The organism is Flavobacterium sp. (assembly GCF_027531705.1).
In the GTDB taxonomy this organism is placed as follows: Bacteria; Bacteroidota; Bacteroidia; order Flavobacteriales; family Flavobacteriaceae; genus Flavobacterium.
This window is the reverse complement of sequence record NZ_JAPZSP010000024.1, coordinates 24,564-49,534: the sequence shown is the minus strand read 5'-3', so window position 1 is coordinate 49,534 and position 24,971 is coordinate 24,564. Positions and strand designations below refer to the sequence as shown.

Annotated in this window: 29 protein-coding genes; 6 read left to right on the top strand and 23 right to left on the bottom strand. The window is 31.2% G+C overall.

Going from position 1 to position 24,971, the window contains the following annotated elements; translation table 11 throughout:
- Positions 1–6 precede the first annotated feature (6 nt).
- The 3 genes from O9267_RS09910 to O9267_RS09900 form a co-directional block, all read right to left on the bottom strand.
- Positions 7–2,016, bottom strand: coding sequence for a fumarate reductase/succinate dehydrogenase flavoprotein subunit (locus O9267_RS09910; protein WP_298178805.1), 2,010 nt, complete (start codon positions 2,014–2,016; stop codon positions 7–9).
- Positions 2,017–2,030: 14 nt separating this feature from the next.
- Positions 2,031–2,696, bottom strand: coding sequence for a succinate dehydrogenase cytochrome b subunit (locus O9267_RS09905; protein ID WP_298178803.1), 666 nt, complete (start codon positions 2,694–2,696; stop codon positions 2,031–2,033).
- A 140-nt stretch (positions 2,697–2,836) separates the two neighbouring features.
- Positions 2,837–3,688, bottom strand: coding sequence for a ChaN family lipoprotein (locus O9267_RS09900; protein WP_298178801.1), 852 nt, complete (start codon positions 3,686–3,688; stop codon positions 2,837–2,839).
- 198 nt (positions 3,689–3,886) lie between these two features.
- Here O9267_RS09900 and O9267_RS09895 point away from each other — a divergent pair, with 198 nt between their 5' ends.
- The 3 genes from O9267_RS09895 to O9267_RS09885 all read left to right on the top strand — a co-directional run bounded on the left by O9267_RS09895 (position 3,887) and on the right by O9267_RS09885 (position 7,483).
- Positions 3,887–5,248 (top strand): hydroxymethylglutaryl-CoA synthase, encoded by a 1,362-nt coding sequence (locus tag O9267_RS09895; protein WP_298178800.1) that lies wholly within the window; start codon positions 3,887–3,889, stop codon positions 5,246–5,248.
- 178 nt (positions 5,249–5,426) lie between these two features.
- Entirely contained in the window at positions 5,427–6,023 is a 597-nt protein-coding gene (locus tag O9267_RS09890; protein ID WP_298178798.1) for a Crp/Fnr family transcriptional regulator, read from the top strand.
- A 167-nt stretch (positions 6,024–6,190) separates the two neighbouring features.
- The gene (locus O9267_RS09885; RefSeq protein ID WP_298178797.1) at positions 6,191–7,483 is read left to right on the top strand and encodes an aminopeptidase P family protein; all 1,293 of its coding nucleotides are present in this window, start codon (positions 6,191–6,193) and stop codon (positions 7,481–7,483) included.
- Between the two features lie 138 nt (positions 7,484–7,621).
- Here the strand turns inward: O9267_RS09885 and O9267_RS09880 are convergent, their stop codons facing one another.
- Positions 7,622–8,014, bottom strand: coding sequence for a DUF1398 family protein (locus tag O9267_RS09880; protein ID WP_298178795.1), 393 nt, complete (start codon positions 8,012–8,014; stop codon positions 7,622–7,624).
- 5 nt (positions 8,015–8,019) lie between these two features.
- Positions 8,020–9,252 (bottom strand): AbiH family protein, encoded by a 1,233-nt coding sequence (locus tag O9267_RS09875; RefSeq protein ID WP_298178792.1) that lies wholly within the window; start codon positions 9,250–9,252, stop codon positions 8,020–8,022.
- Between the two features lie 157 nt (positions 9,253–9,409).
- Here O9267_RS09875 and O9267_RS09870 point away from each other — a divergent pair, with 157 nt between their 5' ends.
- Positions 9,410–9,892, top strand: coding sequence for a DinB family protein (locus O9267_RS09870; protein WP_298178790.1), 483 nt, complete (start codon positions 9,410–9,412; stop codon positions 9,890–9,892).
- 21 nt (positions 9,893–9,913) lie between these two features.
- Positions 9,914–10,291 (top strand): nuclear transport factor 2 family protein, encoded by a 378-nt coding sequence (locus O9267_RS09865; RefSeq protein WP_298178787.1) that lies wholly within the window; start codon positions 9,914–9,916, stop codon positions 10,289–10,291.
- Positions 10,292–10,345: 54 nt separating this feature from the next.
- Here the strand turns inward: O9267_RS09865 and O9267_RS09860 are convergent, their stop codons facing one another.
- Positions 10,346–11,311, bottom strand: a complete 966-nt coding sequence (locus O9267_RS09860; protein WP_298178784.1) for a YafY family protein — start codon at positions 11,309–11,311, stop codon at positions 10,346–10,348.
- A gap of 90 nt (positions 11,312–11,401) precedes the next feature.
- On the opposite strand from O9267_RS09860, the gene O9267_RS09855 reads away from it, so the two are divergent.
- Positions 11,402–12,325, top strand: coding sequence for a 1-phosphofructokinase family hexose kinase (locus O9267_RS09855; protein WP_298178780.1), 924 nt, complete (start codon positions 11,402–11,404; stop codon positions 12,323–12,325).
- Between the two features lie 70 nt (positions 12,326–12,395).
- Here the strand turns inward: O9267_RS09855 and lepA are convergent, their stop codons facing one another.
- The 17 genes from lepA to O9267_RS09770 form a co-directional block, all read right to left on the bottom strand.
- Positions 12,396–14,192, bottom strand: coding sequence for a translation elongation factor 4 (lepA, locus tag O9267_RS09850; RefSeq protein WP_298178777.1), 1,797 nt, complete (start codon positions 14,190–14,192; stop codon positions 12,396–12,398).
- Positions 14,193–14,310: 118 nt separating this feature from the next.
- A complete protein-coding gene (locus O9267_RS09845; RefSeq protein ID WP_298178774.1) occupies positions 14,311–14,670 on the bottom strand; it encodes a hypothetical protein in 360 nt (119 codons plus the stop codon).
- A gap of 1 nt (position 14,671) precedes the next feature.
- Complete coding sequence (locus O9267_RS09840; RefSeq protein WP_298178770.1) at positions 14,672–15,154, bottom strand: DoxX family protein; 483 nt, start codon at positions 15,152–15,154, stop codon at positions 14,672–14,674.
- An 81-nt stretch (positions 15,155–15,235) separates the two neighbouring features.
- Positions 15,236–15,901, bottom strand: a complete 666-nt coding sequence (locus O9267_RS09835; protein ID WP_298178766.1) for a DUF2807 domain-containing protein — start codon at positions 15,899–15,901, stop codon at positions 15,236–15,238.
- Positions 15,902–16,078: 177 nt separating this feature from the next.
- Positions 16,079–16,630 (bottom strand): DUF5655 domain-containing protein, encoded by a 552-nt coding sequence (locus tag O9267_RS09830; protein ID WP_298178763.1) that lies wholly within the window; start codon positions 16,628–16,630, stop codon positions 16,079–16,081.
- Positions 16,631–16,643: 13 nt separating this feature from the next.
- Complete coding sequence (locus O9267_RS09825) at positions 16,644–17,180, bottom strand: hypothetical protein (RefSeq protein ID WP_298178760.1); 537 nt, start codon at positions 17,178–17,180, stop codon at positions 16,644–16,646.
- A gap of 73 nt (positions 17,181–17,253) precedes the next feature.
- The gene (locus O9267_RS09820) at positions 17,254–17,712 is read right to left on the bottom strand and encodes a DUF1569 domain-containing protein (protein WP_298178756.1); all 459 of its coding nucleotides are present in this window, start codon (positions 17,710–17,712) and stop codon (positions 17,254–17,256) included.
- 33 nt (positions 17,713–17,745) lie between these two features.
- Entirely contained in the window at positions 17,746–18,093 is a 348-nt protein-coding gene (locus tag O9267_RS09815; protein ID WP_298178753.1) for a YciI family protein, read from the bottom strand.
- Between the two features lie 40 nt (positions 18,094–18,133).
- Complete coding sequence (locus tag O9267_RS09810; RefSeq protein ID WP_298178750.1) at positions 18,134–18,481, bottom strand: YciI family protein; 348 nt, start codon at positions 18,479–18,481, stop codon at positions 18,134–18,136.
- Between the two features lie 87 nt (positions 18,482–18,568).
- Complete coding sequence (locus O9267_RS09805) at positions 18,569–19,273, bottom strand: hypothetical protein (protein WP_298178747.1); 705 nt, start codon at positions 19,271–19,273, stop codon at positions 18,569–18,571.
- A 5-nt stretch (positions 19,274–19,278) separates the two neighbouring features.
- On the bottom strand, positions 19,279–19,860 hold the full coding sequence (locus tag O9267_RS09800; RefSeq protein ID WP_298178744.1) for a Crp/Fnr family transcriptional regulator: 582 nt from the start codon (positions 19,858–19,860) through the stop codon (positions 19,279–19,281).
- A gap of 22 nt (positions 19,861–19,882) precedes the next feature.
- Entirely contained in the window at positions 19,883–20,632 is a 750-nt protein-coding gene (locus tag O9267_RS09795; protein ID WP_298178742.1) for a DUF3667 domain-containing protein, read from the bottom strand.
- Entirely contained in the window at positions 20,629–20,880 is a 252-nt protein-coding gene (locus O9267_RS09790) for a hypothetical protein (protein WP_298178739.1), read from the bottom strand. Before O9267_RS09790 ends, O9267_RS09795 begins: the two co-directional genes overlap by 4 nt.
- A gap of 6 nt (positions 20,881–20,886) precedes the next feature.
- Positions 20,887–22,263 (bottom strand): hypothetical protein, encoded by a 1,377-nt coding sequence (locus tag O9267_RS09785; RefSeq protein ID WP_298178736.1) that lies wholly within the window; start codon positions 22,261–22,263, stop codon positions 20,887–20,889.
- A gap of 2 nt (positions 22,264–22,265) precedes the next feature.
- Positions 22,266–23,126 carry a DUF5694 domain-containing protein gene (locus O9267_RS09780; protein WP_298178730.1) on the bottom strand — a complete coding sequence of 287 codons (861 nt, stop codon included), beginning with the start codon at positions 23,124–23,126 and terminating at the stop codon, positions 22,266–22,268.
- A gap of 77 nt (positions 23,127–23,203) precedes the next feature.
- On the bottom strand, positions 23,204–24,034 hold the full coding sequence (locus O9267_RS09775) for a helix-turn-helix domain-containing protein (protein ID WP_298178728.1): 831 nt from the start codon (positions 24,032–24,034) through the stop codon (positions 23,204–23,206).
- A 109-nt stretch (positions 24,035–24,143) separates the two neighbouring features.
- The gene (locus O9267_RS09770) at positions 24,144–24,671 is read right to left on the bottom strand and encodes an AraC family transcriptional regulator (protein WP_298178726.1); all 528 of its coding nucleotides are present in this window, start codon (positions 24,669–24,671) and stop codon (positions 24,144–24,146) included.
- Positions 24,672–24,971: the final 300 nt, after the last annotated feature.

Here is a 24,971-nt window from a genome sequence, read left to right as displayed (position 1 = left end):
ACTCTATTATTTGTAATTTCTTGCGGCTATTTTGATAAACTCGTATTTCAATTCTTCTTTGTGAAGCTCTTCTTTAGTGATATCATCACCTTTATATTCCCAAGCGCCAACAAATGAGAAGTTTTCATCATCACGTAATGTTTCACCTTCAGAATCTTGATATTCTTCACGGAAATGCCCTCCACAAGATTCGTTTCTTTGTAAAGCATCCATTGCCATTAGTTGACCTAAATCAATAAAATCGGCAACACGTAATGCTTTTTCTAACTGTGGATTTAACTCATCAGCGTTTCCAGGAACATTTACATCTTTGTAGAATTCTTCTTTTAAAGAAGATATTTCAGCAATAGCCTCTTTTAAACCAGCTTCATTTCTACCCATACCAACTTTGTTCCACATAATTAATCCTAAACGTTTGTGGAAATGATCAACCGATTTAGATCCTTTATTGTTCAAGAATTTATCAATAGAATCTTTAACTCTATTCTCAGCATCAACAAATTCTTGTGTATCTGTAGAAATCTTACCAGTTCTAATTTCGTCTGCCAAATAATTAGAAACTGTGTAAGGAAGAACAAAATAACCATCTGCTAAACCTTGCATTAAAGCTGAAGCTCCAAGTCTGTTAGCGCCATGGTCAGAGAAATTAGCTTCTCCAGCTACGAAACAACCAGGAATAGTAGATTGTAAGTTATAATCAACCCAAACTCCACCCATTGTATAGTGAACCGCTGGATAGATTTTCATTGGAGTTTCATATGGATTTTCGTCCGTAATTTTTTGATACATTGTAAACAAGTTACCATATTTCTCTTTTAACCATTGTTTCCCTAAAGAAGTAATTTCTTCTGGAGTTGGATTATGATTTCCTTGCGCGTAAGCAGCTTGTTTTCCTTTATTTTGGATTTCTGTAGAAAAATCTAAATAAACTCCTTCATTAGTGTCGTTTGCTTCAATTCCTTTTCCTTCGTCACAAACTTCTTTTGCTGCTCTTGAAGCCACATCACGTGGTACTAAATTACCAAAAGCAGGATATTTTCTTTCTAAGAAATAATCTCTATCTTCTTCTGTTAATTGTGTTGGTTTTAATTTTCCTGCTCGAATTGCTTCAGCATCTTCTTTTTTCTTAGGAACCCAAATACGCCCTGAATTACGCAATGACTCTGACATCAAAGTTAATTTTGCCTGATTTGTTCCGTGAACAGGAATACAAGTTGGGTGGATTTGAACAAAACATGGATTTGCGAATAACGCTCCTTGTTTATGAACTTTCCAACCAGCAGTAACATTACTTCCCATAGCATTTGTAGAAAGGAAATAAACGTTTCCATAACCTCCAGAAGCAATAATAACAGCATGAGCAGAATGTCTTTCTAATTCCCCTGTTATCAAGTTACGAGCTATAATTCCACGAGCTTTTCCATCTACTTTTACTAAATCTAACATTTCGTGACGGTTGTACATTTTTACACGTCCAAGTCCGATTTGTCTTGATAAAGCTGAATAAGCTCCTAATAATAATTGTTGTCCGGTTTGTCCAGCAGCATAAAAAGTTCTTTGAACTTGTGTTCCACCAAATGAACGGTTATCTAACAATCCACCGTAATCTCTAGCAAAAGGAACACCTTGCGCGACACATTGGTCAATAATGTTTCCTGAAACTTCTGCTAAACGGTGAACGTTTGCTTCACGAGCTCTGTAATCACCACCTTTAATAGTATCATAGAACAATCTAAAGATACTATCGCCGTCATTTTGGTAATTTTTAGCAGCGTTTATTCCTCCTTGAGCAGCAATAGAGTGCGCTCGTCTTGGCGAATCTTGAAAGCAAAATGCTTTAACATTGTAACCCATTTCACCAAACGATGCTGCTGCCGAAGCTCCAGCTAAACCTGTTCCAACAACAATAATATCAATTTTTGGTCTGTTGTTTGGTGCAACTAATTTTAAATGATCTTTATAATCGGTCCATTTCTGAGAAATGTGTCCTTCTGGTATTTTAGAATCTAATTTCATATTGATAACTGATATTATTGATTAAAATGATGAAATAATGCAATAAAAATAAATCCAAACGGAACAATTATCGCAAATGCATATCCTAATTTATGTAATGATTTTGAAAATTTGTTATTAAAACCCACAGATTGAAACGATGAATTAAAGCCATGCCATAAATGTAATGAAAGCAATATAAAGGCAATACAGTACAAACCAGTACGAACTGGGCTTTCAAATTTGTGAACTAATTCTTCATAGTATCTTGCGGTGTCAACTGTATTTACGTCAACATATTTATACACTATTTCATGTAACCAGAAATCGTACATGTGTAAACCAAGAAATGCTAAAACAACAAGTCCCGAAATAATCATGTTTCTTGAAGCCCAAGAAGCATTTGCAGCACCATCATATTTTGCATAACCAACTGGTCTTGCATTTCTATTTTTAAGTTCTAAAACAATTCCCATTACGAAGTGAAAAACAACACCAGCGATAAGGATAGGTTGCATTACAAATTGAATTAGTGGATTGTAACCCATAAAATGAGAAGCTTCATTGAAAAAATCTTCGCTAAAAACAGAGGTTAGATTTATAAAAAAGTGAAGTGCTAAAAAGGTAATTAAAAAAAGTCCTGATAGTGCCATTGCAACTTTCCTAGCAATAGACGAACTCAAAAATGTAGATTTTGCCATAAGGTTGTTAATTTGTTTTAAAAAAGTAAACAAAAATAAACCAAATAGGAAACAACTACAACCTTTTCGCTATAATTTATAATGATTTTAAAGTAAATTTAATCAAGTTTAACAACTGTTTAGTAACGAGACATTTACGATTAATGTGTTTTCGTCATATCTACATCAACAACTATAATAAAATCAGCTTTTCCGTGGTTTTCTTTTTCTAAATCTTTTACGTCTTTTTGTTCAACAGTAGCAATTGTCATAATCGAAACTTCAGGATCGCGTTCTCTTATGTACCAACTTATTCCTTCAAAGTTATCACTGTGATAAGTCCCGTTATAATGTACAAAAATGTAGTTTTCTTTTAGATTTTTCAAAATAAAATAAGCCATTGTTGCATCTTTTATAGCTTGCGCTTTTGGCATTTTATCGCCAGCATGATTGCCTTCCATTTTTAGCATGTCTTTATAACCAGGCAATTCTCCATCAAACTCAATAGGCAATGGTGCCATTAACTTTTTTTCTTCAAAAGATATTGTTTGCAATTCTTCCAATCCTTTTTTGTAAACCATCGATGCGTATTTTCGAGGAATATTGGTGGCGATAAATGAGATTTTTTTGTCTTTGGCAAAATCAACTAATGGCTTGTAATCGGTTTTGTAGTTTTTCCATAAACGAGCCGTACTGTCCAACACTTTTTGATTTATTTTTCCATTCAAATAGTTGTTTAACTGGTTTTGATTATCGGTTTCAAACATCTCTGCACCAAGAACCAATCCTTTTTTTGTAAATAAATCTTTTGTAAATTCATATTGTAACCAATGCACAATAGCATTGTCATGAAGTTCGCCAAATAAAACAATTCTACTTTTTTGAGCGGTTTTTACAATTTTCTCATAAGAAGTTTTATTTCCTTTTGCATCAAAAATTTCATAGGCTTGTTTGTCCTGACCAAAACTTGTGGTTGCAAATAAAAAAGTAAGTAGTAAAGTAGAAAATTTCATGTTGGGGTTTTAAAATTTTAAGCTAAACTAGAAATATTTTAAAAGCAATCAAAATAAAATTAAACTATTCCTAAATTTAAGCATCACTTTTTTTGAATTTCATAAAAATGCTTTTTGAACTTGTTTATTGAAATAAAATCGTCTTTCTTTAGTTTATAGAGTTGTAATTTTGTACTTTATAAAAACTCCAAAAACAAAATGAAAATAGGGATAGATGCCATTGCTTTTGATGTTGCTCAAATTCATTTGCCAATAAAAACACTAGCAACGGCCAGAAATATTGAAGCCGAAAAATTAGAAAAAGGACTTGGTTTACTCAAAATGACTTTGTCCGATGTACATCAAGATACTGTTGTATTTGGTGCTAATGCTTTGACCAAATTAATTCAAAACAACCAAATTAATTTAGCCGAAATTGCTCGAATTTATGTCGGAACCGAAAGCGGAATTGATAGTTCAAAACCAATCGGTTCGTTCTTGGTAAGTTTGATGGAACAAAAATTTGGTGAAAACACACTTTCCGAATGCGATGTAGTTGATTTTACTTTTGCTTGCATTGGCGGTGTTGATGCGCTTCAAAACTGTATTGATTTTGTACGACTGAATCCAACTAAAAAAGCCATTGTGGTTACTAGCGACATTGCTAAATACGACTTAAACTCAACTGGAGAATATACGCAAGGAGCAGGCGCATTGGCAATGTTGATTTCTCAAAACCCTAAAATTATCGCTTTTGAAAATATCTGGGCAACCAATACTAAAGGTGTTTTTGATTTTTTCAAACCTTACCGAACAATTTCAAAAGAAAAAATTACAGGAAAAACTACCAACGAATCTTGGTTTGACAATTTAGAAGCCGAAATCGAAATTCATAAAGACCAACCTGTTTTTGACGGACAATATTCCAACCAATGCTATATGGATAGAACACGCAATGCTTATTTTTCATTCAAAAAAAATAAAAACACTTCTGAAACCCTATATACTTCTTGGAAAAGTATCATCATGCATTTGCCTTATGCTTTTCAAGGCAGACGAATGCTATCTGAAATCTATGCGTTAGATCATCAAACGCCAATTGTTGATGGAACAGAAGAGGTCGCAACGTATCAAAATAAACTAAAAGAAACCAGTAAATCGCCAGAATATCAAGCTTTTGTAACAGAAAAATTGCAGCCTGCTGAAATTGCTTCTTCGTTAATAGGAAATTTATACACAGGTTCTATTTTCATGGGATTACTATCAACATTAGCTCATTTTTATGATGCTAAAAAAGAAGTTGCTGGCGAAAAATTTGGATTTTTAGCCTACGGAAGCGGTTCTAAATCAAAAGTTTTTGAAGGCATTATTCAAGAAAATTGGAAAGAAGCCATGGGCAAAGTATCGTTATTTGAAACTTTAGCAAAAAGCCAAGAAATCGATTTTGAAACCTACGAAAGACTTCATAAAAAAGAACAAAAACAACCTATAAAATTGCCTAAAAACGAATGGATTTTAGACCGAATTGAAACAGAAATTCCAAATTTAATAGGTGCTCGTTATTATAAATGGGTTGACTAAATAGTATCAAAAAGTCAACACAAATTGCACTAATTTTCACAAATTATATAGTCTGTAGAAATGGATTTCACGAATAGTAATAGGATTTTTAGTGTAATTTAAAGATAATTGCTTCGTGTAAATTGGTGAAATTCGTGTGAAAATAACCAAATTAGTGTTTTTTGGATATTTTTGTAGCATGAAGCCAACAAATTCCGAAAGCAGTTTTTTAGAGTATTTACAACTTTTTGTCGATTGTAAAACCGATGAAATGGTTCGTGATATCAATACTGCTAAAGATAGTTTCTCAATTTCACATCTCAAAAAGAACGATTTTTTTGTAAAAGAAGGCGAAGTTTGCCAACATTTTTGTTTTGTAGAAAGCGGCATTTTGCAACATTCCATTTTGATAGACGACGAAGAAAAAACTTCTTATTTGGCTTTACGAAATTCGGTTACGACTTCATTGAACAGTTTTTTATTTCAAAAACCTTCTCGAAAAAGCATCAAAGCCATTGCCGATTGTAAATTATGGATTGTTGATTTAAAAACATTCAAAAATTTAATCGAAAACAACAAAGCGTTTCATCAATTTTATTACAACGTCATCGAAAAACAAATTTGCTTAATCGATGATTACCGTATCGATTTACTAACGTTAACACCAGAAGAACGTTATAAAAAACTACTTGCAACTGAATCCAAATTACTACAAGAAGTTCCATTACACTATCTAGCTTCTTTCCTCGGTATTTCGTCGCGTCACATGAGTCGTATTCGTAAAAACATAAATTAATAGCTACCACAAATTCGCAATTTTTTTTTCTCTTAATCTGATTTTAATTTGCGAATTTGCGGTTAATTAAAATAACGCCATTTGGCTACAACTTGAACTCAATTATTCCTTAATTTTGTTTAAAATAAATGCTTTTGACTATTCACTAATTACTAATTACTCAAAAAATGAAATACCATCAAATAGACCGTGATTTGTTTATTAAAAACAGAGCTAAATTCACGGCACAAATGAAACCTAATAGTGTTGCCGTTTTCAATTCGAACGATATTTATCCTGTTTCTGCTGATTCTACTTTGCCTTTTGCACAACATCGCGATATTTTTTATTTAAGCGGAGTTGATCAAGAAGAAAGTGTTTTGTTGCTTTTTCCTGATGCGCCATACGAGCATTTGAAAGAAATTTTGTTCTTAAAAGAAACCAACGAACACATTGCTATTTGGGAAGGCGAAAAACTTACTAAACAAAGAGCGTTTGAAGTAGCCGGAATTAAAAGTGTGATATGGTTGCAAGATTTTCATAAAACTTTGAAAGAAGTGATGACTTATGCCGAAACGATTTACATCAACACCAACGAACATTATCGTGCCGTGATTGAAACAGAAACTCGTGAAGCGCGTTTTATCAAATGGTGGAAAGAAAATTATCCAGCGCATAAAGTAGAAAAATCAAATCCTATTTTACAACGAATTCGTTCTGTTAAAGAAAGTGAAGAATTAGATTTGATTCAAGAAGCTTGTAATATTACTGAAAAAGGATTTCGTAGAATTTTGAATTTCGTAAAACCAAACGTAATGGAATACGAAATTGAAGCCGAATTTGCGCATGAATTTTTGAGAAATCGTTCAAAAGGTTTTGCTTATACACCAATTATTGCTTCAGGAAATAATGCCAATGTGTTGCATTATATCGAAAACAACCAACAATGTAACGCAGGTGATTTGATTTTGCTCGATGTTGGTGCAGAATATGCTAATTATTCAAGTGATATGACCAGAATGGTTCCAGTTTCGGGACGTTTTTCTGACAGACAAAAAGAAGTTTACAATGCCGTTTTACGTGTAAAAAATGAAGCAACAAAAATGTTAGTTCCGGGAACTTTATGGAAACAATACCATGTAGAAGTTGGCAAGATAATGACTTCAGAACTTTTAGGTTTAGGATTAATTGACAAAGCCGATGTTCAAAACGAAAATCCAGATTGGCCAGCGTACAAAAAATATTTCATGCACGGAACATCACACCACATGGGATTAGACACACACGATTACGGATTATTACACGAGCCAATGCAAGCGAATATGGTATTCACTGTTGAACCAGGAATTTACGTTCCAGCTGAAGGTTTCGGAATTCGTATTGAAGACGATATGGTCATTCAAGAAAAAGGTGAAGCGTTCAACTTGATGCGCAATATTCCGATTGAAGTAGATGAAATTGAATCGATAATGAATTCTTAAAATGTAGTTTAAGAGTTTATAGGTTTAAAAGTTTAAAAGCGGTTTGCAGTAATGTGAACCGTTTTTTAAACACAACAAGGTACAAAAGTTTTATCTTCTGTGCCTTTTTCTTTTTTTTGTGACTTTTGTGTTTGAAAACTAAACCGACGGAATTACTTCCACAACCATTTCGTTTCCAGCTTTGTCGTAATAACTACAAGTCATTTTATCCATTACAACAATCCATTTTTCTACGCCCGATTTTGCGCAGTCGTTTAGAAAAGTCATGTAATCGGTTTTGCCTTGTTGATGCGCTTTTAAATCAGATTTGAATTGCTCGATATTGCTTTTGTCTGTAATTGTTAGCGTTTCTGAAAAACCTTCGGAAGCAATTTGAAAATCATCTTTTCCGTAATAATTGGTGTGATTGTCAAATACAAATGTTTCAAATGAAGTTACGCCAAGCGCAATAATGTTTTGCATGTATTTTGGGAAATCGGCGCCGCTTTTTACTTTGGAATGAGCGTCTTTTATTTGTTGAATTGTGAACATGGTTTTTATTTTTCAGGTAATTTATAATTAGGTATAATATGTTTATCTGATTTATGAACTATTTTTAAACGCATTAAAGCTTTTTTATTAAAATGTCTAGAAATGTTTTGTGTCAATTCTGTAAAATTATCATTTTGTCCATCTTTATAATAGAAAATTTTTATCAATCTACAATTGTCATTTTCAAAAATTGAATTTAATAAAGTTCTATCTGATAAACCACAAGATGAACCCATGATAAAAACTTCAAATTTTTCACTTTCTGTAAAATCTAATAATCTTTTATAATTCGAATTTTGAAAGTATTGAAAAGATTTAAAATTCTTCAAATATTCATTATCATCAATATTTTCAATTAATTTATAGTCATTATCCATTTCATCACCAAAACCAAAGTTTATTCTATTATCATTCGTATTACCTATAAGACCGTGTATATAGTTAATATCAACTTCTATTTCAGGATTACCTTTTAAATAGTCATAATATTTATTGAGAGTTGGAGTGTAATTAAATGTCAAGAAATGAATTTTAATCTTAAGTTCTTTTATGCTGATTATATCCTCAATCTGCTCTCTGTCATTTTTTGAAAACGACTCTAAATATTTTGAAATTTGAATTTTATCATTTGTCAATAATTCTGGAAAAAAAATATCGTGAAATTTAAAAAAATCACCAGCTGAATCGGGATATTCATTGAAAATGAATTTATTTATTACTTTATCTTTTAAATATTTTTCTAAAAGATTTTTTACTTGTTCAAATTCTTCATTTAGTTTTTCAACTTCCTTTTTTTGTTGCTTTTTCCAATATTCCTCTGTTTTGGAAACGTCCAAACATTTGGATTTCACTATTTTTTTTAACTCTAAATAATATAAATTTTCAATATCCACCCAATTTTCAATACTCTCATTGTTAATTTTAAGAAAGAAATCATTTTTTATTCTAAAAATGTCTTTCATATTATGAATAGCTACACAATTTTCATCATAAAAATTATATTTATTATCCTTACAATATTCTACTAAATTTGACTTAAAATCCTTAAAATTTTTTATCTCACCATAATGCTTATAAAAACTATCGTAACTATCGTTAGTTATTACAATTTCTTTATAAAAATCACTTTTACAGTTTTCTTTAAAATTTAGCCAAAAATCATCAATAAAATCTCTATACCTCGTTGGCAAACCATGTGCCAAATCAAATCCGTTTCCAATAATAATTAATCTGTTCATAAAGCAAATTTCCGTTTCTCAAATATACTTAATTTTCTTATAGAAATTATAAAATCAATAAATTTTCAATAATTTTTAATGTTCCCAAAACCTACTGACAAACTGTTGTCACTTTCTGTGTTTAGCTTTGTGCCATAATCATTTAAAAACAAAAAATATGAACACTACAGCTCAAGTAATCAGTCCAGAACATTTGCTAAAACATTGGCAAGGGCATCGTGCTTTAACTCGTCACGTTATCGAAGCTTTTCCCGAAAAAGATTTTTTTGAATTCTCTATTGGCGGTATGCGACCGTTTGCCAAAATGGCTTCGGAGTTATTGTCTATTGCTGCACCAGCGCTAAAAGGTATAGTAAATCGCAATGAGCAACCTTACTCTGAACAACAAACCGAAACGTTGACAACCAAAGCGCAATTTTTGCAAAAATGGGACGAAGCAACCGAAGAAATCAATCAGTATTGGAAACAAATTCCGATGGAAGATTTTGGTAAAAATTTTAATCTTTTTGGGCAATACGAATTCCCAATTATCGAAAACATTTTCTATTTTATTGATAACGAAATTCATCATCGTGGTCAAGGTTATGTATATTTACGAGCCTTAGGAATTGAACCGCCATTTTTTTGGACAAGGGAATAATTTTAGTAGAAAAATCAAAAAATGACAATTAGGAAAGAAATTGAATTGGTTGCAACTGCCTTTGTAAAAGCTGGAGATAATAGCGATGTGAATTTGTTAGAAGTTGTATTACACAAAGATTTCAGAGTTATAAGCAGCGAGTTTATGGGAAAACCTGGTGTAACGATACTTGATAAAAAGCAATACATCAACAACATTAGAAAAGGTATTTTTGGCGGAAAACCACGCAAAATGAAAATTGAAAAAATTGATTTTTTTGAAACTATTGCTACTGTTAAACTTCGTTTAGAAAGTGCTGAAAACAGTTTTGTTTCCTATAATTCTTTGGTTTTAGATGTTGATGACAGATGGAAATTGATTCATAATATCGCTGTTGTCAAAGCCAAGAATGAAAGTTAATTGTCTAAAAAAATAACCAAAAATCCCAAAAGCAAAATGATGTTTTTGGGATTTTTATTTTAAAAGATGCTCTTTGTATGTTTCTAAAAGTTCAAGCGTTCTGTCTTTTAAACGTTGTGGTTCGATGATAGTTGTATAATCAGCAAACATCAACAACCATCTCGGAAAAGCGTTTTCTATATCGCGACTTAAGAAAGTCATTTCTACATTTTCGCCAATTGTTTTTTTAGAAATAAAGCCATGGTATTTCTTTTCATTGGAAAGATATTTGGCAATTTTTTTATTAACTAAAAGAACGACTCTTGTGGTTGGACATTCATTTTGTTTGTTTAGATAGGTTTCCAAAGAATTATGTTCTTTAGAAAATGGAATTGCGGTTTTGCTGATGCCTTGAATTCGGTCGGCTCTAAACTGTCGGTAATCGTTTCGTAAATGACAAAATCCGAAAACATACCAATTATTATTGTCGTGAAAAATGCCAACAGGTTCGATTATTCTTTCCGAAGTTTCTTCTGCTTCATAGGCTTGATAAAGTAATTTTACTTGTGTTTTATCGGCAATACTTTTGAAAAGAATGGTCATGGCATCGGGTACATTTTCATTAAATAATTTTCCAGTAGGTTGCTGAATTAAAACTTTCGACTCGATTGTTGAAACCCAATCTTTATCAGAATTTTGCAATACTGATTTCAATTTGAACATTGCCGATGCATAATGTTGCCCGAGTTCTTTGTCGATAAAAGTTTGCATTAATTTTTCGGCGGCAATAAAGCTACTAGCTTCTTCACGAGTAAACATAACAGGTGGCAATCGGTAGCCATCTACCAGAGAATAACCAACGCCAGCTTCACCATAAATAGGAACGCCCGAACTTTCTAGCGAACGAATATCGCGGTAAATGGTTCGCAAACTAACCTCAAAACGATCAGCCAATTCTTGCGCTTTCACAATCCGCTTGGATTGTAATTGAATAAGAATAGCTATTATTCGGTCAAAACGTTTTGGAGATTCATCAAGCATGAAAAGTCATTTAGTCAAAGATAAGAATTTTATAGTAAATGATAAAATCAATAAATTGTCGCATCTTTACAACAACTAATTTTTTTCAGAATGGAATCGCTACAAATTGTAACATTAACTATAAATCCTTCGTTAGACAAATCAACTCATTTTACAGGATTAATTGCCGAACAAAAAATTCGTTGCGAAAAACCACGTTATGATGCTGGCGGTGGCGGAATAAATGTGTCGAAGGCTATTTCTAAATTGGGCGGAAATTCGACATGTGTTTATACTTCGGGCGGTTCTTCTGGAGAAATGTTGGAAGATTTAATTGCAAATGAAAAACTAGAAAGCCGTGTTATCAAAATCAAAAATTGGACAAGAGAAAACTTTATAGCTTTTGAAAATACAAGCAAAGCACAATACCGATTTGGATTTCCTGGAAATGAATTTTCGGATGCTGAAAAAGATAAAATTCTTCAAACTATAAAAGAGTTGAAAACCGATTATTTAGTAATTAGCGGCAGTTTAAATGAAGGTTTACCAAGTGATTTCTATAAAAAAATTGCAGCTATCGCTAAAGAATCAAATGTAAAAGTAATTGTTGACACATCTGGCGAAGCTTTGAAAAAAGTTTTAGAAACTGGTGTTTATTTAATTAAACCCAACATAGGAGAATTGGCAAAATTAATTGGCGTTGAAAGATTAGAATTACCAGATGTAGAAAAAGCGGCAAAACAACTAATTGAAAATAAAAGTGCCGAAATTGTTGTAGTTTCACTTGGAGCAGACGGTGCCATTTTAGTCACAAAAGACGAAACACATTTAGTAAAAGCACCAAAAGTAGAAAAGAAAAGCACAGTTGGCGCCGGAGATAGTATGGTTGGCGGAATGGTTTGGGCATTTTCACAAAACAAAATCTTAAAAGAAGTAATCCAAATAGGCGTTTGTTGCGGAACAGCGGCCACCATGAACGAAGGAACACAGCTTTTTAAAGTTGAGGATGTGATGCGGTTATTAAAGGAAATCTAACAAAAAACCCAACAACTTTAGTTATCGGGTTTTACATTATACAGTATACAATTTTACATTATACAATCTCTTAATCATTCAACTTCAAAACCGCCATAAACGCTTCTTGTGGAATTTCAACATTTCCTACTTGACGCATACGTTTTTTACCTTTTTTCTGTTTTTCTAATAGTTTTCTTTTACGAGAAATATCGCCACCATAACATTTTGCGGTAACGTCTTTACGTAAGGCTTTTATAGTTTCACGAGCAATAATTTTGGCGCCAATAGCTGCTTGAATTGGAATGTCAAATTGTTGTCTTGGTATTAATTCACGTAGTTTTTCGGTCATTTTTTTACCAATATTATACGCATTATCTTCGTGAATTAATGCAGAAAGCGCATCAACCGTTTGTCCGTTTAAAAGAACATCTAATTTTACTAATTTAGAAGTTCGCATTCCAATTGGAGAATAATCAAATGACGCATAACCTTTAGAAACCGTTTTCAATCTATCATAAAAATCGAATACAATTTCGGCTAGTGGCATATCAAAATTTAATTCTACTCTTTCAGTTGTCAAATAGGTTTGATTGGTAATTTGACCACGTTTTTCTATACATAAACTCATTACATTTCCAACAAAATCGGATTTAGTAATGATAGTTGCTTTGATATAAGGTTCTTCAACTCTGTCCAAACGAGAAGGTTCGGGTAAGTCAGAAGGATTGTTTACTACAAAAGATGTTTCTGGATCTTTTTTGGTGTAAGCCAAATACGAAACGTTGGGAACAGTTGTAATTACTGTCATGTCGAACTCGCGCTCCAAACGTTCTTGGATGATTTCCATGTGCAACATTCCTAAGAATCCGCAACGGAAACCAAAACCTAATGCTGCCGAACTTTCAGCCACAAAAACTAACGAAGCGTCATTCAGTTGTAATTTTTCCATTGAAGAACGCAATTCTTCGTAATCTTCAGTATCAACAGGATAAATTCCGGCGAAAACCATTGGTTTTACATCTTCAAATCCCGTAATCATATTAGTAGTTGGTGTTTTGGCATCGGTAATTGTATCACCAACTTTTACTTCTTTGGCTTCTTTAATTCCCGAAATTAAATAACCAACATCACCAGCAGAAATCGAGTTTTTAGGAACTTGATTTAACTTTAATGTTCCCACTTCATCGGCAAAATATTCGTTTCCAGTTGCCATGAATTTAATTTTTTGACCTTTACGGATTTCGCCGTTTTTCACTCTAAAAATTACTTCTATTCCACGAAACGGATTGTAATGTGAATCAAAGATCAAGGCTTGAAGCGGTTCATCAACAACACCTTTTGGTGCAGGAATTTTTTCGATAATGGCTGCCAAAATATTTTCAACACCAAAACCAGTTTTTCCAGAAGCGTGAATAATATCTTCTAATTTGCAACCTAATAAATCAATAATATCATCGCTAACTTCTTCAGGATTAGCACTTGGTAAATCGACTTTATTTAAAACCGGAATAATTTCCAAGTCGTTTTCAAGAGCCAAATATAAATTAGAAATCGTTTGTGCTTGAATACTTTGTGCAGCATCAACAATCAAAAGCGCACCTTCGCAAGCCGCAATCGAACGCGAAACTTCGTATGAAAAATCAACGTGTCCAGGCGTGTCAATTAAATTTAAAATATATTGTTCACCTTTATAAGTGTATTCCATTTGAATAGCGTGACTTTTTATGGTAATACCACGTTCGCGCTCCAAGTCCATGTTGTCAAGCAATTGTGCTTTTTCTTCACGAGCGGTAACGGTTTGTGTGGCACCAAGAAGTCGGTCGGCAAGCGTACTTTTTCCGTGGTCAATATGTGCAATAATGCAAAAATTTCTAATATTTTTCATGCTTTAATATCAAGTTCAAATTTCAATTGCAATTTTAATGCAATTAATCTGCAAATATAGACTAAAAGTTTTGATTGTAGATTGAACAATAACTAATGTTGATTGAAGAATAAAATTTTTATCTATTGTTGAATTTTGCATTGTAAAATGTGGTGTCTTTTTCAGAAAAAAGGACTCTTCGGTTGTCTTCATTTTGAAATTCGAAAGTATCATTTACAACAAATTTTACTTCTGTAAATTTATAACCGGTTTCACCAGTTATGGTGATTTGATATAAACTATCTTTTTTAATTTCTTTCATTTCGGTGTCATAATCCCAAGATAAAGGTTTGTCGTTTCCTCGAATTCCAACTTTTTTTACGTTTTTAATTTCAGAAACGTCTAATGAGAAAACGACAGTTTTTTTATAGGTTTTCTGAACACAACTTGTCATCAATAATGAAAATACTATTGCGATTATTGTAACTATATTTTTCATCTTATGCTTTATTTTTAGTTAGTAAATAGTCAATTCCAAATCGTCCTGAACCCACAATTAAATAGAACATGGCAACCCATAGAAATCCCATTGCGGCAAGGCAATTCCATAATCCGTTTTGTATTTGTTGCATGAAAATGGCGACTAACATTGTGCAAATAATAAGGAAAGAAGTAATGCGAGTTTGAAATCCGAATACCAATAACAATCCGCCAACTGCTTCAGCAAAAGCACCCATCCAAGCAAAAAACGCAGGAGCAATGGCAAAGATTCCACCATAACTCGCAACATCATTTGGAAACCAAAAAGCGACTTCAAATAATCCTAAATTCTTGTCGACAGGTGACCATGGCATTCCAAATTTATCAGCGCCAAAATCAAAGGCAAGTAAGTAACCACAAACGATTCGTGGAATAATTAAAAATAAATCTTGTGACCAATGAGGCAACAATATGGGTTTTGTGATTTTAGTTAGTAGTTTCATATATTTAGAAATTGATTTTTGAAATTGAAATTGAAATTGATTTTTGATTTTGATTTATGATTTTGATTGATGATTGAAACTTTAGTTTATAATTAATTCTCCGTTACCTGATTTTTTGGATTTGGAGTCAAATTTTGCTTTTCCTTTATTAGTGATATCTCCATTTCCGGATAGTTTGGCAGTAAGTTCTTCAGATACATTGGCGATTAAATTTCCGTTTCCGGTGCTTTTTAATTCTGCTTTTTTGGCTACTAAATTTTCCGCGTTTACATCACCATTTCCAGTTTTGACTATATCAAGAACATCAATTGATCCACTGATTTTACTTTCGCCATTTCCTGTGTTTTCTAATCTGAAATAACGACCAAGAATATTTTTTACGGTTAAATCACTATTTCCTGTATTTCTTATTAAACTTACTTCAGGCATCGTGATTTTGATTTTGACGTTGGTATCTTCAACATACATTTGATTGTTTTTATTTCCTTTAAATTGAATTTTTAATTCATTTTCAGAAACGTTTTCAGAGAAACTCAAAAGATTCTCAAGATTATCATCAATAGTTACTGATATGCTCCAAGTTTTTCCTATTTCAACTTCAATCTTTCCGTCTATATCCTCAAAAGACAGTTTGTCAAAGTTTTTGTAATCGTAAGTTTTAGTAATTGTTTTTCCTGAACCTTTTAATTGTGCATTTGCAAAAGTTGAAGCTAAAGTCAACATAATGGCGATGATTAGTTTTGTCATGATTTAAATTTTTAATGATTAATAACAGGGCAAAATTGCGGCATTAATCGTCGTGAATCGCTTCAAATTATGATTTGAGACCTACTAAATAGACCTTAAATAAAAAACCTTGTAAAGCGTCATATTTACAAGGTCATTTTGAAAGTATCCAATCATGAAAAGTTGATTTTTATGAAATTATCCAGCATTTTCATAAGCCATTTTTATCCAATCAATTACCTCTTGGTCAATTTCAGAAACGTCATTAATATTTATTTTGTGTGAACAAATTCCATTTGGTTTTTCGTTTTCGAGTTTGCCTTTGGCTTCAACACCTTTTAGATTGAAACCGATTTCAAAACGTGTTTTTGAGGCTGGATTTAAGATGACAAATTGTTTTTTGCGTTTCAAACTTACATAAGTTTTCTTGGGTGCTATTTCAAATTCGCCTTCAAATTTTTGGATTTCAGCGATTAGTTTGTCATACCATGGTTTTAAATGTTCTTTTCCTTTGTATTGACTTTCGATAAAAGCAGTTGCATCGTTTGAAGAATCGGCATCTGAACCTAATACTTTTAAAGCAATTTCACTAGCATATCCATGTGTTACATTATGACTTTCTTTTAAGAATTTTACAATTTCGCCATGTTTAGCCAAATTTTCTTTTGCAATTATGTCTTTCCATTCTTCTAAAGTGTAACCTGTTTTTTCTTTCAGGTTGTCGATCATTGTTTGTACTGTTTTGTCCATGATTTTTAGTTTTTTAAGATTCAATTGATTTTTTTAATAGGTCAAGTCCTTGTTGGTTGGTTTTAACCATTTCGGCTTTGGCACCAAAAAGCCATAAGAAAAAGGCATCTACTTGACCAGATTCTAATTTAAAAGTTTCTTTCACGATTACACCATTAGCAGTTTCTGTAAAATTATAATCAAAAGTAGGTTTGGCTACAAATGGTTTTTGAATGTCACATTTTTTACCAATAAATGTTCCTTCATCTATTTTGATAATTTCTTGGTAACCAACATCTTCTCCGCCATTTCCAACCCAATGGTATTGCGAACCAACTGTGCCATTGATCCCTTTAATTTCATATTTTTGTGATGGATCTTGAACCAAAAATGGCGACCATTTTGGGAATTCTGCCAAGTTTTTTACTCTATTAAAGATGGTTTGTTTGTCACCTTTTATAGTGGTTTCTGTGATTATTTCTATAGATTTTAAATCACTGGCTTTGAACATTCCAAAACCTATAAATGCTACTAACGTTATTGCGATGATTGATACTACTTTTTTACTCATGATTTTATATTTTATATTTTTGGAAATCGTGAATCTTCGATTTCATGATTTCTGGTTTTTAAAAATTAAATAATTAAACTCCAAATTGTGTTAAATGATGGTCTAAATGCTTGTAATAAAAGTTGTTCCATTCTTGCTTGGACATTACACCAAAACCAGGATGATCTTTACCATCAAAATAGTTTTCGCCTTTAGATACAAATTGATGTAAGTTTTCAATTAATTGTTTTTTTTCTTTATCGAAATTTTTTACTTCTTTGATTAACATTTCTTTGGCTGTAGAACTATTTTTTGCTAAAGGTTTTTCATTTACAAATCCTTTTTTGACTAAATTTTTAAGAATAAATCGTATAAATCCATTCGATTTTTTATAGTTTTCATCCAATGCCATTTCATAACTTACGTTGCAATGTGCCATCATTTGGCTAGCATCCATTTTGCCCCATTTTGGTTGGGTTGTTGCTGATAAATTGTTAATTCTTGTTGTAAATTTTTGAGCAACTGCTTCTGTAAAGATGTTTTCTGTTTTCATTTTAAGTTAAATTTAATTGTTTAAGAATTTTATTTACATTGGTTGAATTGATCTTACTTCTACATTGCCACCCATATTTAGAATTGGACAATTTTTAGCGATTTCAGTCGCTTCATCTATTGTATTCACCGAAACTATTAGGTTTCCGCCCAGTGTTTGTTTGTCAGAAACATAAATTCCATGTTCTATTGATTTGTCCGCAGCAACCTTTGTTCCTTCAAACCCCAATTGGTATGTACTTACTAATTTACCTTGACCAGCAAGGTTTTCAAAAAATGCGCCCCATTCTTGTTGCATTTGATTCATTTCTTCCTGCGATGGTTGGTAATCGAAGTTTGGCTCGAAGCGAAACAATAACATAAATTCCTTTTTAGTTTCCATTTTAATTGATTTTAATTGTTAATAAATATTTGATTTAAAGTTACATTGGTTGAATTGATCTTACTTCTACATTGCCGCCTATATTTAGAATTGGGCAATTTTTAGCAATTTCTGTCGCTTCATTAATAGAGTTGGCTTTTACAATCATATTGCCAGCAACAGTTTGATTGTTTGACAAATAAATTCCGTTACTTGATTTTTTATCTGCAAAAATTTGATTGCCTTCAAAACCCAATTGATGTGTGCTTACCAACTTTTCCTGAATAGCTATGTTGCCAATAAACGAACCCCAACTTTGTTGCATCTCGTCCATTTCAGATTGTGTTGGCACATAATCGTTAGTAGGTTCGTAACGAAACAATAACATAAATTCTTTTTTAGTTTCCATTTTTAAATTTGTTTTAGTAATTAATATTGAAGCAAATTTATTGCGGTATAGGAACGTGAATCTTGCCATAGGACAAGAAAATAGTTTTTAACTAAATTTTTTTAATTTTTTGAAAATTGTCCAATGCAGAAACATAATCATTGGTGGCGCAAAGGCTGGAATGATACAAAAAGGCCAAGTCGCTAATGTGTCAACACCCATAGAACCTGTATCAATGGAAATTTTGGTCAAAGCATTGGCTGCAATTGCAGTAAAAAGAATATCAATAAAACCAAAAACATTCCAGATATAGGTTAGTTTTTTTGCGTTTGGATTTTTATTTTGAATAGCTTTTGCAACAAATAGTGAAGTAATTGCGGCAATCATATCTCCACAACCTGCAATCAAAGCAAATGGTTTTGGAAGAGCATCATAAAAAGCAAGGATTATAAAAAATACGCCAATAACTCTAAAAATATGGAGTTTTACTAAATTTTCGAGATTTGTGTTTTCTAAAATAGTTTGAAATTTTTGTGTTTTTGCAACCACCATAAATAACAAAAAAGCAAATGGAACTGTTGTGATTAATAAAACTTTTGGTGGAAATAAAATTTGATTGAACCAACCCAAGTAACTTGCCAGATATACATAAAGAATGTAGAATATAAAGAACACTAATGAAATTGGAAAAATTATTGAATTATTTAGTTTTTTGCTTTCAATTCGAATAAAGTTTAAAATCAAAATAAACGGCAACGGAATTGCAATTAAAAAGGCAATCGAAACCCAATTTGGAACGTAGTAATGTATCATAATTTTTATTTGTTATCGGATATTTCTTTTCGGATTCTACTTAATGATGTATCGGTAATTCCTAAATAGGTCGCAATTTGTTTCAAAGGAACATTTTGAATAATGTCTGGTTTGGTTTTCAAAAGATACAAATACCTGTCTTTTGCTGCATCGGCAATTATAGAAACTGAATGGTTTTTGAGCTCAAAGAAACCATTAACTAATCGGGTTCGACCTACTTCTCTAAAAGCTTCAATGCTGAATAATTTCATAAAATTATCAAACGAAATTTTCCAAACAACACAATTAGAAATAGCTTGGAAATGTTCTCGACATTTGGTTTTCATAAAATACGAATGCCAATCGATGACAATATCAGAACTGCTAAAAAACTTTGTGGTAATGTCGTTTCCTTCTAAATCAATTACATAGGAACGAGCAAAACCACTTTCAAGGAAATAGTAAAAATTGGCAGTTGTATCATAATCGATTAAAAAATCATTTCTTTTAACTTCAAGTCGTTTGTATTGACTAAGAATTAATTCAAAATCTTCGGGCTTGAAGTTGTCTTCATTAAAAATGGTTTTTAAAAAATGGTTTTCAGTCATTTTTGTTATGGTTTTAAAATTTCTAAGTCAAAATTTTATTTTTCAAAAGCATGAATAATGCAATGCATAAACCAACTAGAATACTTATAAAAAAGTATGAAATTACACTCATAATACTTCTGATTACCAAACTTTTTTTTGTGTAGCCGTACTCCGAAAAAAATTGTCGGTAAAACCAATAATTATAGATATAAGAACCAAGAGAAATAACCGCTAGAATTAGTCCCAACCCAGAAATATTGGTATAAAAGATCGAAATTAATGTAAATAAAATCAGAATAAGTAACTCACCAGCAGTTTTGTAGGAGTTTAAAACAAAATGTTCAGTTAAGTTCAATTTGGCTTTTTTGAACCAAAAAAATGTAATGATGGAATAAAATGGTATCGTCATTAACAAAATCAGCTTGGGATATTTTTGAGATATATTTTCATACTCTTTCATAAATCCCTGATTATCGGGCATAATGTCCGACATTTTGACTAATGAATAGCTACTTAAAAAATGAGAAACTGCAATGATTAGTACCAAAAGTGTGACAAAATTGAAAATTTTGACGCGTTTTCCTTGAATAAATTCTCTTATAGAATGTCCAGGCGATGTAAACAGCATTTTGATTGTGTAAAGTATGCCTTTGTCAACATGCAAAATACCGTGAACTAAATCATGTTCAATAAAATGTTTGACAGAATATTTATGCACAGTCGCTTTTTGTCCGCAATTTGGGCAAAAATTTGAAGCTACCTCGTGGTTACAATTTAGACAGTGTATCATAATTTTAAATTACGAGATTGAATTTCTTTTTTAACTTCGTCGTACTCTGGTTTCGCATTTCTAAACCAATAAGCAAATAATAAAGGTGTAAAAAGTAAAATTCCAAAACCGTTTTTAATAGCGCTCCAAACCGCAACGCCAATCATCATTCCGACTATAAACGCTGCTGTTTGGTAATTTATTTTTCGTTTTTTTGCTTCAATTTGAAGTTCTTCGTTTGTAAGTTGTGTTAGGTTTAGTTTTTTCATTTTAACTTATTTTACAACTTTAATTACATTTTCTTTAGCATTTTCAGTCAAGATATATTTGGTTTCAAATTTTAAAAAATCATTTTCTGAAATACCACTTTTAATGATCGAACTTTTAAAAAAAGCATAATCAGTTTTTGTAGTTTTATCAGATTTTAAAATAGTTTGCAACCAATTCCAAACTTTTTGTTTGCCTATTTCTTTTTCTAAAGCGGTTAATAAAAGTGGTACAAAATAATAACGATAGCTTTCACTAATTTCATTGTTTTTTATTATCGATAATGGTTTTGGATTTAATTCTTTTACTTCAACCAAATATTCGGCTATTTTTCTTTTATAATTATTTTCTCCCAAAACTTCTTTAATTGTTTGCAATGCTAAATATTCTGTAATTCCTTCTAGAAAAATCCACCTTAATTCAGAATTAGGTTCTATAACTGTTCCAAAATAATAATGCCCGAGTTCGTGCGCAAAATATTCAATATTGGCTGCGTCGTTTAATTCGTTCGTTTTATCAGAAAAATAACTTTTCACATTATATTTTTCTGGACCAATTATGGCAACTGTTGGATAGGTAACAAACATCCAAGCATTTTTTTTAGAAATTGGTGTTGTATATAAGTAAGTTACAGGATTCCCGTAAGGTATTCTTAAGTTATTTTCATAAAATTTAATTATTTTATCTGTCCAATTTGATAAAACTGTTTCTTGTTCGGGTTTTAAATCAGTATTGATAAAAAAAGTGTTTTTATTTTTAGTGAAGTCAAATATTCCTGCAAAGAGCAATAATGAAATGGGTTGATTGGATTTAAAATTAACTGAATTGCCGCTTTTTGGTGCAGCACCATTCAAATATATGCTACTGCAATCCGAACAGTTTACTGTTAAATCGTAAGTAACTTTACTTATTACAACATCATTATCAATATCATAAATTATTGGATACCATGCAGATTGTTCGGTTGTACGAATGGATTTTCCGTTAAACGCAATATTCCCTTTCCAGTCGCCTCGGTTATTTGCTTTTAGTGTATCACTTATTACTGGAAATTTGCCGACATAGTTTATTTTAAATTTTTCGGGTAATAATCGAATTTTTACATCTCCATCAGGTATATAATATTGAAAAGCTTCTGCTGATTTTTCATCATCAAAATACTTAATATTTGGATAATTAAATTTGTCTTCAGCATCTCTTAAATATCTTAAATTTAGCCCTGAATTCAACCAAAGACTATAATTTTTAATTTTAGGAACGTTTGAATATTCTAGATTACTTTCGATAGTTCCGTTTTTAATAGAAATAGAAACTTCACCTGATAAATGCGGAATTTGCGCAAATGTAAATTGAAATATTAGCAATAAAATGATTATCTTTTTCATAGTTATCTCTTTTTTTCCATGACCTCTTTCAACTCTACAATTTTATAATTTGAATCATGTTTCAACAAATCTAAAAACATGGTGATGTGACTTGCGCCTGCCAAAACCATAATTCTATTATCTGAACTTTCGGTTTGTTTTTGGATATTAGCTAGCATATATAAATTACGTCTGTACCATTCTGAAGCTAAAAAAGCGCCAACATAAGTACCTAGTTTATCAGAATCATTAATTTTGCCAACATACCACGGAATGTCAATTTTTCTGAGTTCTTCACTATTGTAGTAATACAAACATTTTAAAAGATCATTTTCGGTAAAAAGTGCATTTGATTTTGTTTCTGTATTTTTTATATCTAGCATAACCTCTTTTTTAAAATTTGGAAGCCTTACAGAATCTGCAAATTTCATAACACTATCAAAATCAAAACTAGTTTCTTGATAATCGATGGCAAATACTTTTTTTAGATTTGATTTTTTCGCTGCTCTAAATGCCAATTGTACTATTTCGTTTTGTACATAAAATTTTCTTTTCGGGTATTTTTTGGCTACATATTCAAAATAAGTTCCCTCTTGATATTTGTTATAGAGAGTATCTAAAGCCAATTGATCTTTCAGTTCCCATTCGGTAAAAATTTTTGTAGGTTTGAATTTCGCAATTGCTGTGGAAATTTCTTCCAATTGCTTTTGGGGCTTTTCGCCCATAATATCCAGAACCTTGTATTGAGCAACATCCAATCCGGGATTATTAAAATGATAGGTTCCTATGACTAAAATTTCGGTTGGTTTTTTTTGAGTTTGGGCTGTAATAAATTGTGAGGCGAGGATAAATAGTGCTATTTTTTTACTAATTGATTTTTTCATTTGATTGATGATTGAAACTTTGGTCATGTAAAATAAGTGGTATTCAAAACAATAAAATTGTAAAAATGTAAACTATGTTAAATCCAAAGCCATTTTATATCTTCACCTTTATTACAATCAATGTTTTTAAACAAATCTTTTGGAGCCATTCCTGTAAATGATTTAAAATCTTTGATAAAATGGGATTGGTCGTAAAACGTACTATCAATTAAAAGACTTGATAGGTTTTTGATGTTTTTTTTATTTTGAAATTGATTCAAAGTATTTCTAAATCGATGAATTTTTTTATAATCAGAAGGTGTTTTCCCCAAATGTGAAGTAAACATTTTAAACAGATTTTGTCTTGATGTTAAACATTTGTCCGCAACTTGCTGAATAGTATGTTCCATTTCATAATCTTCTAATAAATCAATTGCTTTATAAAGAAAACCACTTTCAAAAGAAGTCAATTTTGAAATCCAATAGTTTTCTACTATATCCTTTGCTTTTTCAATTTCTGTTGTTTCCAATACAAGTTGCATTGTTGGCAAATAATCATCATAAGGATCAAATGTTTTAAAAGAATCATCTAAATAATCTTTCAATTTTCTATTAAGAAAATTATTTATACCTAGCGGTTTAAAATAAGTGGTTAATTCTCTTATATTTCCCTTGCATTCAACATGTATTGGTTTTGTATAATTGGATATTATTGTCGAAAAACAATTTTGTTTGCTATCTTCAGTTAGAATAACTTTTCCTCTTAGAAATTTGAAACCACATCTATTCGTAACTGAAACAATGCTATAATTATTGGGAAAAGTAAGATAGCTATTATCTGATTCGCCATTAGTATTTGTTAAGAAGTAATATCCTTCAATATACTTTTGCAGTATAGGATTTTTGGGCTTGTAGTATTCGATAATCATTTTTAAACCTCAATTAAAGTTGTTGCAAAATTCTTAAGGAGTTTTTAGATTTTTTTAAATCTAAAATAGTAGCAAAAATGTAGAATTTATAAAACAATGAGGTATGGAATCATAATTCAACACCTAATAAGGTCGTAGAATTTGATTTTTTATACTCACTAGGTGTTTGGTTTGTGATTTTTTTGAATGTCGTAATAAATGTTGATTTTGAATTGAATCCAACTTCATACCCAATTCCCATAATATTGAGGTGGTTCATTTTAGGATTTACTATTAATTTTTTTGCTTCTTCAATTCGGTATCCATTTACAAATTGATTAAAATTTTCACCACTACATTCATTAATAATAAAAGATAAAGCATGGGCAGAAATTTTTAAAGTACTTGCTAAACTGAAAAGTGAAAGTTCAGAATTCAGAAAAGGTTTGTCGTTCTGCATTACCACTAATAATTTTTCGTAAACTTCTTGCTCTTCAAAATTGACTTCCCTTTTTTTAATTTTTTCTTGTTTTTTTTCTTCCTTAATTATTGTTCGAATTTCTTTTTTAGAAATATCAGAAAAGGGAAAAATTTCTTTTTGTTTCATTGCATTATATCCAATAAAAAGAAGGCTAACCAGTAGTAATGAATTAATCATAACTGCACTTTGAGTAAAAATATAAATAACAAAGAAAAATGAAAAACTAATAATGATATATAAAATGTGTTTTAACCATTTTAAGTCAATTCCCTCGATGTTAGAACTGAATTTTTTAATGTTTTGATTGTGTTTTTCAATTTCTTTAAAGCATTGCCAGAAGTAGATGATAAATTGTGAAGGTAAAACAATATACATCAAAAACTGATTAAAGTATAGTAAGAAGCTGGAAGAAATGGTCTTGCTAATTACCATATTACCGTTTACAATTTGTGTGGAATTTTGTTCAAAAATTATAAA

What these genes read in the sequence shown, in the direction of transcription:
- O9267_RS09910 (WP_298178805.1), bottom strand. Translation starts at nt 2,016, where the DNA reads ATGAAATTAGATTCTAAAATACCAGAAGGACACATTTCTCAGAAATGG.
- O9267_RS09905 (WP_298178803.1), bottom strand. Translation starts at nt 2,696, where the DNA reads ATGGCAAAATCTACATTTTTGAGTTCGTCTATTGCTAGGAAAGTTGCA.
- O9267_RS09900 (WP_298178801.1), bottom strand. Translation starts at nt 3,688, where the DNA reads ATGAAATTTTCTACTTTACTACTTACTTTTTTATTTGCAACCACAAGT.
- O9267_RS09895 (WP_298178800.1), top strand. Translation starts at nt 3,887, where the DNA reads ATGAAAATAGGGATAGATGCCATTGCTTTTGATGTTGCTCAAATTCAT.
- O9267_RS09890 (WP_298178798.1), top strand. Translation starts at nt 5,427, where the DNA reads ATGAAGCCAACAAATTCCGAAAGCAGTTTTTTAGAGTATTTACAACTT.
- O9267_RS09885 (WP_298178797.1), top strand. Translation starts at nt 6,191, where the DNA reads ATGAAATACCATCAAATAGACCGTGATTTGTTTATTAAAAACAGAGCT.
- O9267_RS09880 (WP_298178795.1), bottom strand. Translation starts at nt 8,014, where the DNA reads ATGTTCACAATTCAACAAATAAAAGACGCTCATTCCAAAGTAAAAAGC.
- O9267_RS09875 (WP_298178792.1), bottom strand. Translation starts at nt 9,252, where the DNA reads ATGAACAGATTAATTATTATTGGAAACGGATTTGATTTGGCACATGGT.
- O9267_RS09870 (WP_298178790.1), top strand. Translation starts at nt 9,410, where the DNA reads ATGAACACTACAGCTCAAGTAATCAGTCCAGAACATTTGCTAAAACAT.
- O9267_RS09865 (WP_298178787.1), top strand. Translation starts at nt 9,914, where the DNA reads ATGACAATTAGGAAAGAAATTGAATTGGTTGCAACTGCCTTTGTAAAA.
- O9267_RS09860 (WP_298178784.1), bottom strand. Translation starts at nt 11,311, where the DNA reads ATGCTTGATGAATCTCCAAAACGTTTTGACCGAATAATAGCTATTCTT.
- O9267_RS09855 (WP_298178780.1), top strand. Translation starts at nt 11,402, where the DNA reads ATGGAATCGCTACAAATTGTAACATTAACTATAAATCCTTCGTTAGAC.
- lepA (WP_298178777.1), bottom strand. Translation starts at nt 14,192, where the DNA reads ATGAAAAATATTAGAAATTTTTGCATTATTGCACATATTGACCACGGA.
- O9267_RS09845 (WP_298178774.1), bottom strand. Translation starts at nt 14,670, where the DNA reads ATGAAAAATATAGTTACAATAATCGCAATAGTATTTTCATTATTGATG.
- O9267_RS09840 (WP_298178770.1), bottom strand. Translation starts at nt 15,154, where the DNA reads ATGAAACTACTAACTAAAATCACAAAACCCATATTGTTGCCTCATTGG.
- O9267_RS09835 (WP_298178766.1), bottom strand. Translation starts at nt 15,901, where the DNA reads ATGACAAAACTAATCATCGCCATTATGTTGACTTTAGCTTCAACTTTT.
- O9267_RS09830 (WP_298178763.1), bottom strand. Translation starts at nt 16,630, where the DNA reads ATGGACAAAACAGTACAAACAATGATCGACAACCTGAAAGAAAAAACA.
- O9267_RS09825 (WP_298178760.1), bottom strand. Translation starts at nt 17,180, where the DNA reads ATGAGTAAAAAAGTAGTATCAATCATCGCAATAACGTTAGTAGCATTT.
- O9267_RS09820 (WP_298178756.1), bottom strand. Translation starts at nt 17,712, where the DNA reads ATGAAAACAGAAAACATCTTTACAGAAGCAGTTGCTCAAAAATTTACA.
- O9267_RS09815 (WP_298178753.1), bottom strand. Translation starts at nt 18,093, where the DNA reads ATGGAAACTAAAAAGGAATTTATGTTATTGTTTCGCTTCGAGCCAAAC.
- O9267_RS09810 (WP_298178750.1), bottom strand. Translation starts at nt 18,481, where the DNA reads ATGGAAACTAAAAAAGAATTTATGTTATTGTTTCGTTACGAACCTACT.
- O9267_RS09805 (WP_298178747.1), bottom strand. Translation starts at nt 19,273, where the DNA reads ATGATACATTACTACGTTCCAAATTGGGTTTCGATTGCCTTTTTAATT.
- O9267_RS09800 (WP_298178744.1), bottom strand. Translation starts at nt 19,860, where the DNA reads ATGACTGAAAACCATTTTTTAAAAACCATTTTTAATGAAGACAACTTC.
- O9267_RS09795 (WP_298178742.1), bottom strand. Translation starts at nt 20,632, where the DNA reads ATGATACACTGTCTAAATTGTAACCACGAGGTAGCTTCAAATTTTTGC.
- O9267_RS09790 (WP_298178739.1), bottom strand. Translation starts at nt 20,880, where the DNA reads ATGAAAAAACTAAACCTAACACAACTTACAAACGAAGAACTTCAAATT.
- O9267_RS09785 (WP_298178736.1), bottom strand. Translation starts at nt 22,263, where the DNA reads ATGAAAAAGATAATCATTTTATTGCTAATATTTCAATTTACATTTGCG.
- O9267_RS09780 (WP_298178730.1), bottom strand. Translation starts at nt 23,126, where the DNA reads ATGAAAAAATCAATTAGTAAAAAAATAGCACTATTTATCCTCGCCTCA.
- O9267_RS09775 (WP_298178728.1), bottom strand. Translation starts at nt 24,034, where the DNA reads ATGATTATCGAATACTACAAGCCCAAAAATCCTATACTGCAAAAGTAT.
- O9267_RS09770 (WP_298178726.1), bottom strand. Translation starts at nt 24,671, where the DNA reads ATGATTAATTCATTACTACTGGTTAGCCTTCTTTTTATTGGATATAAT.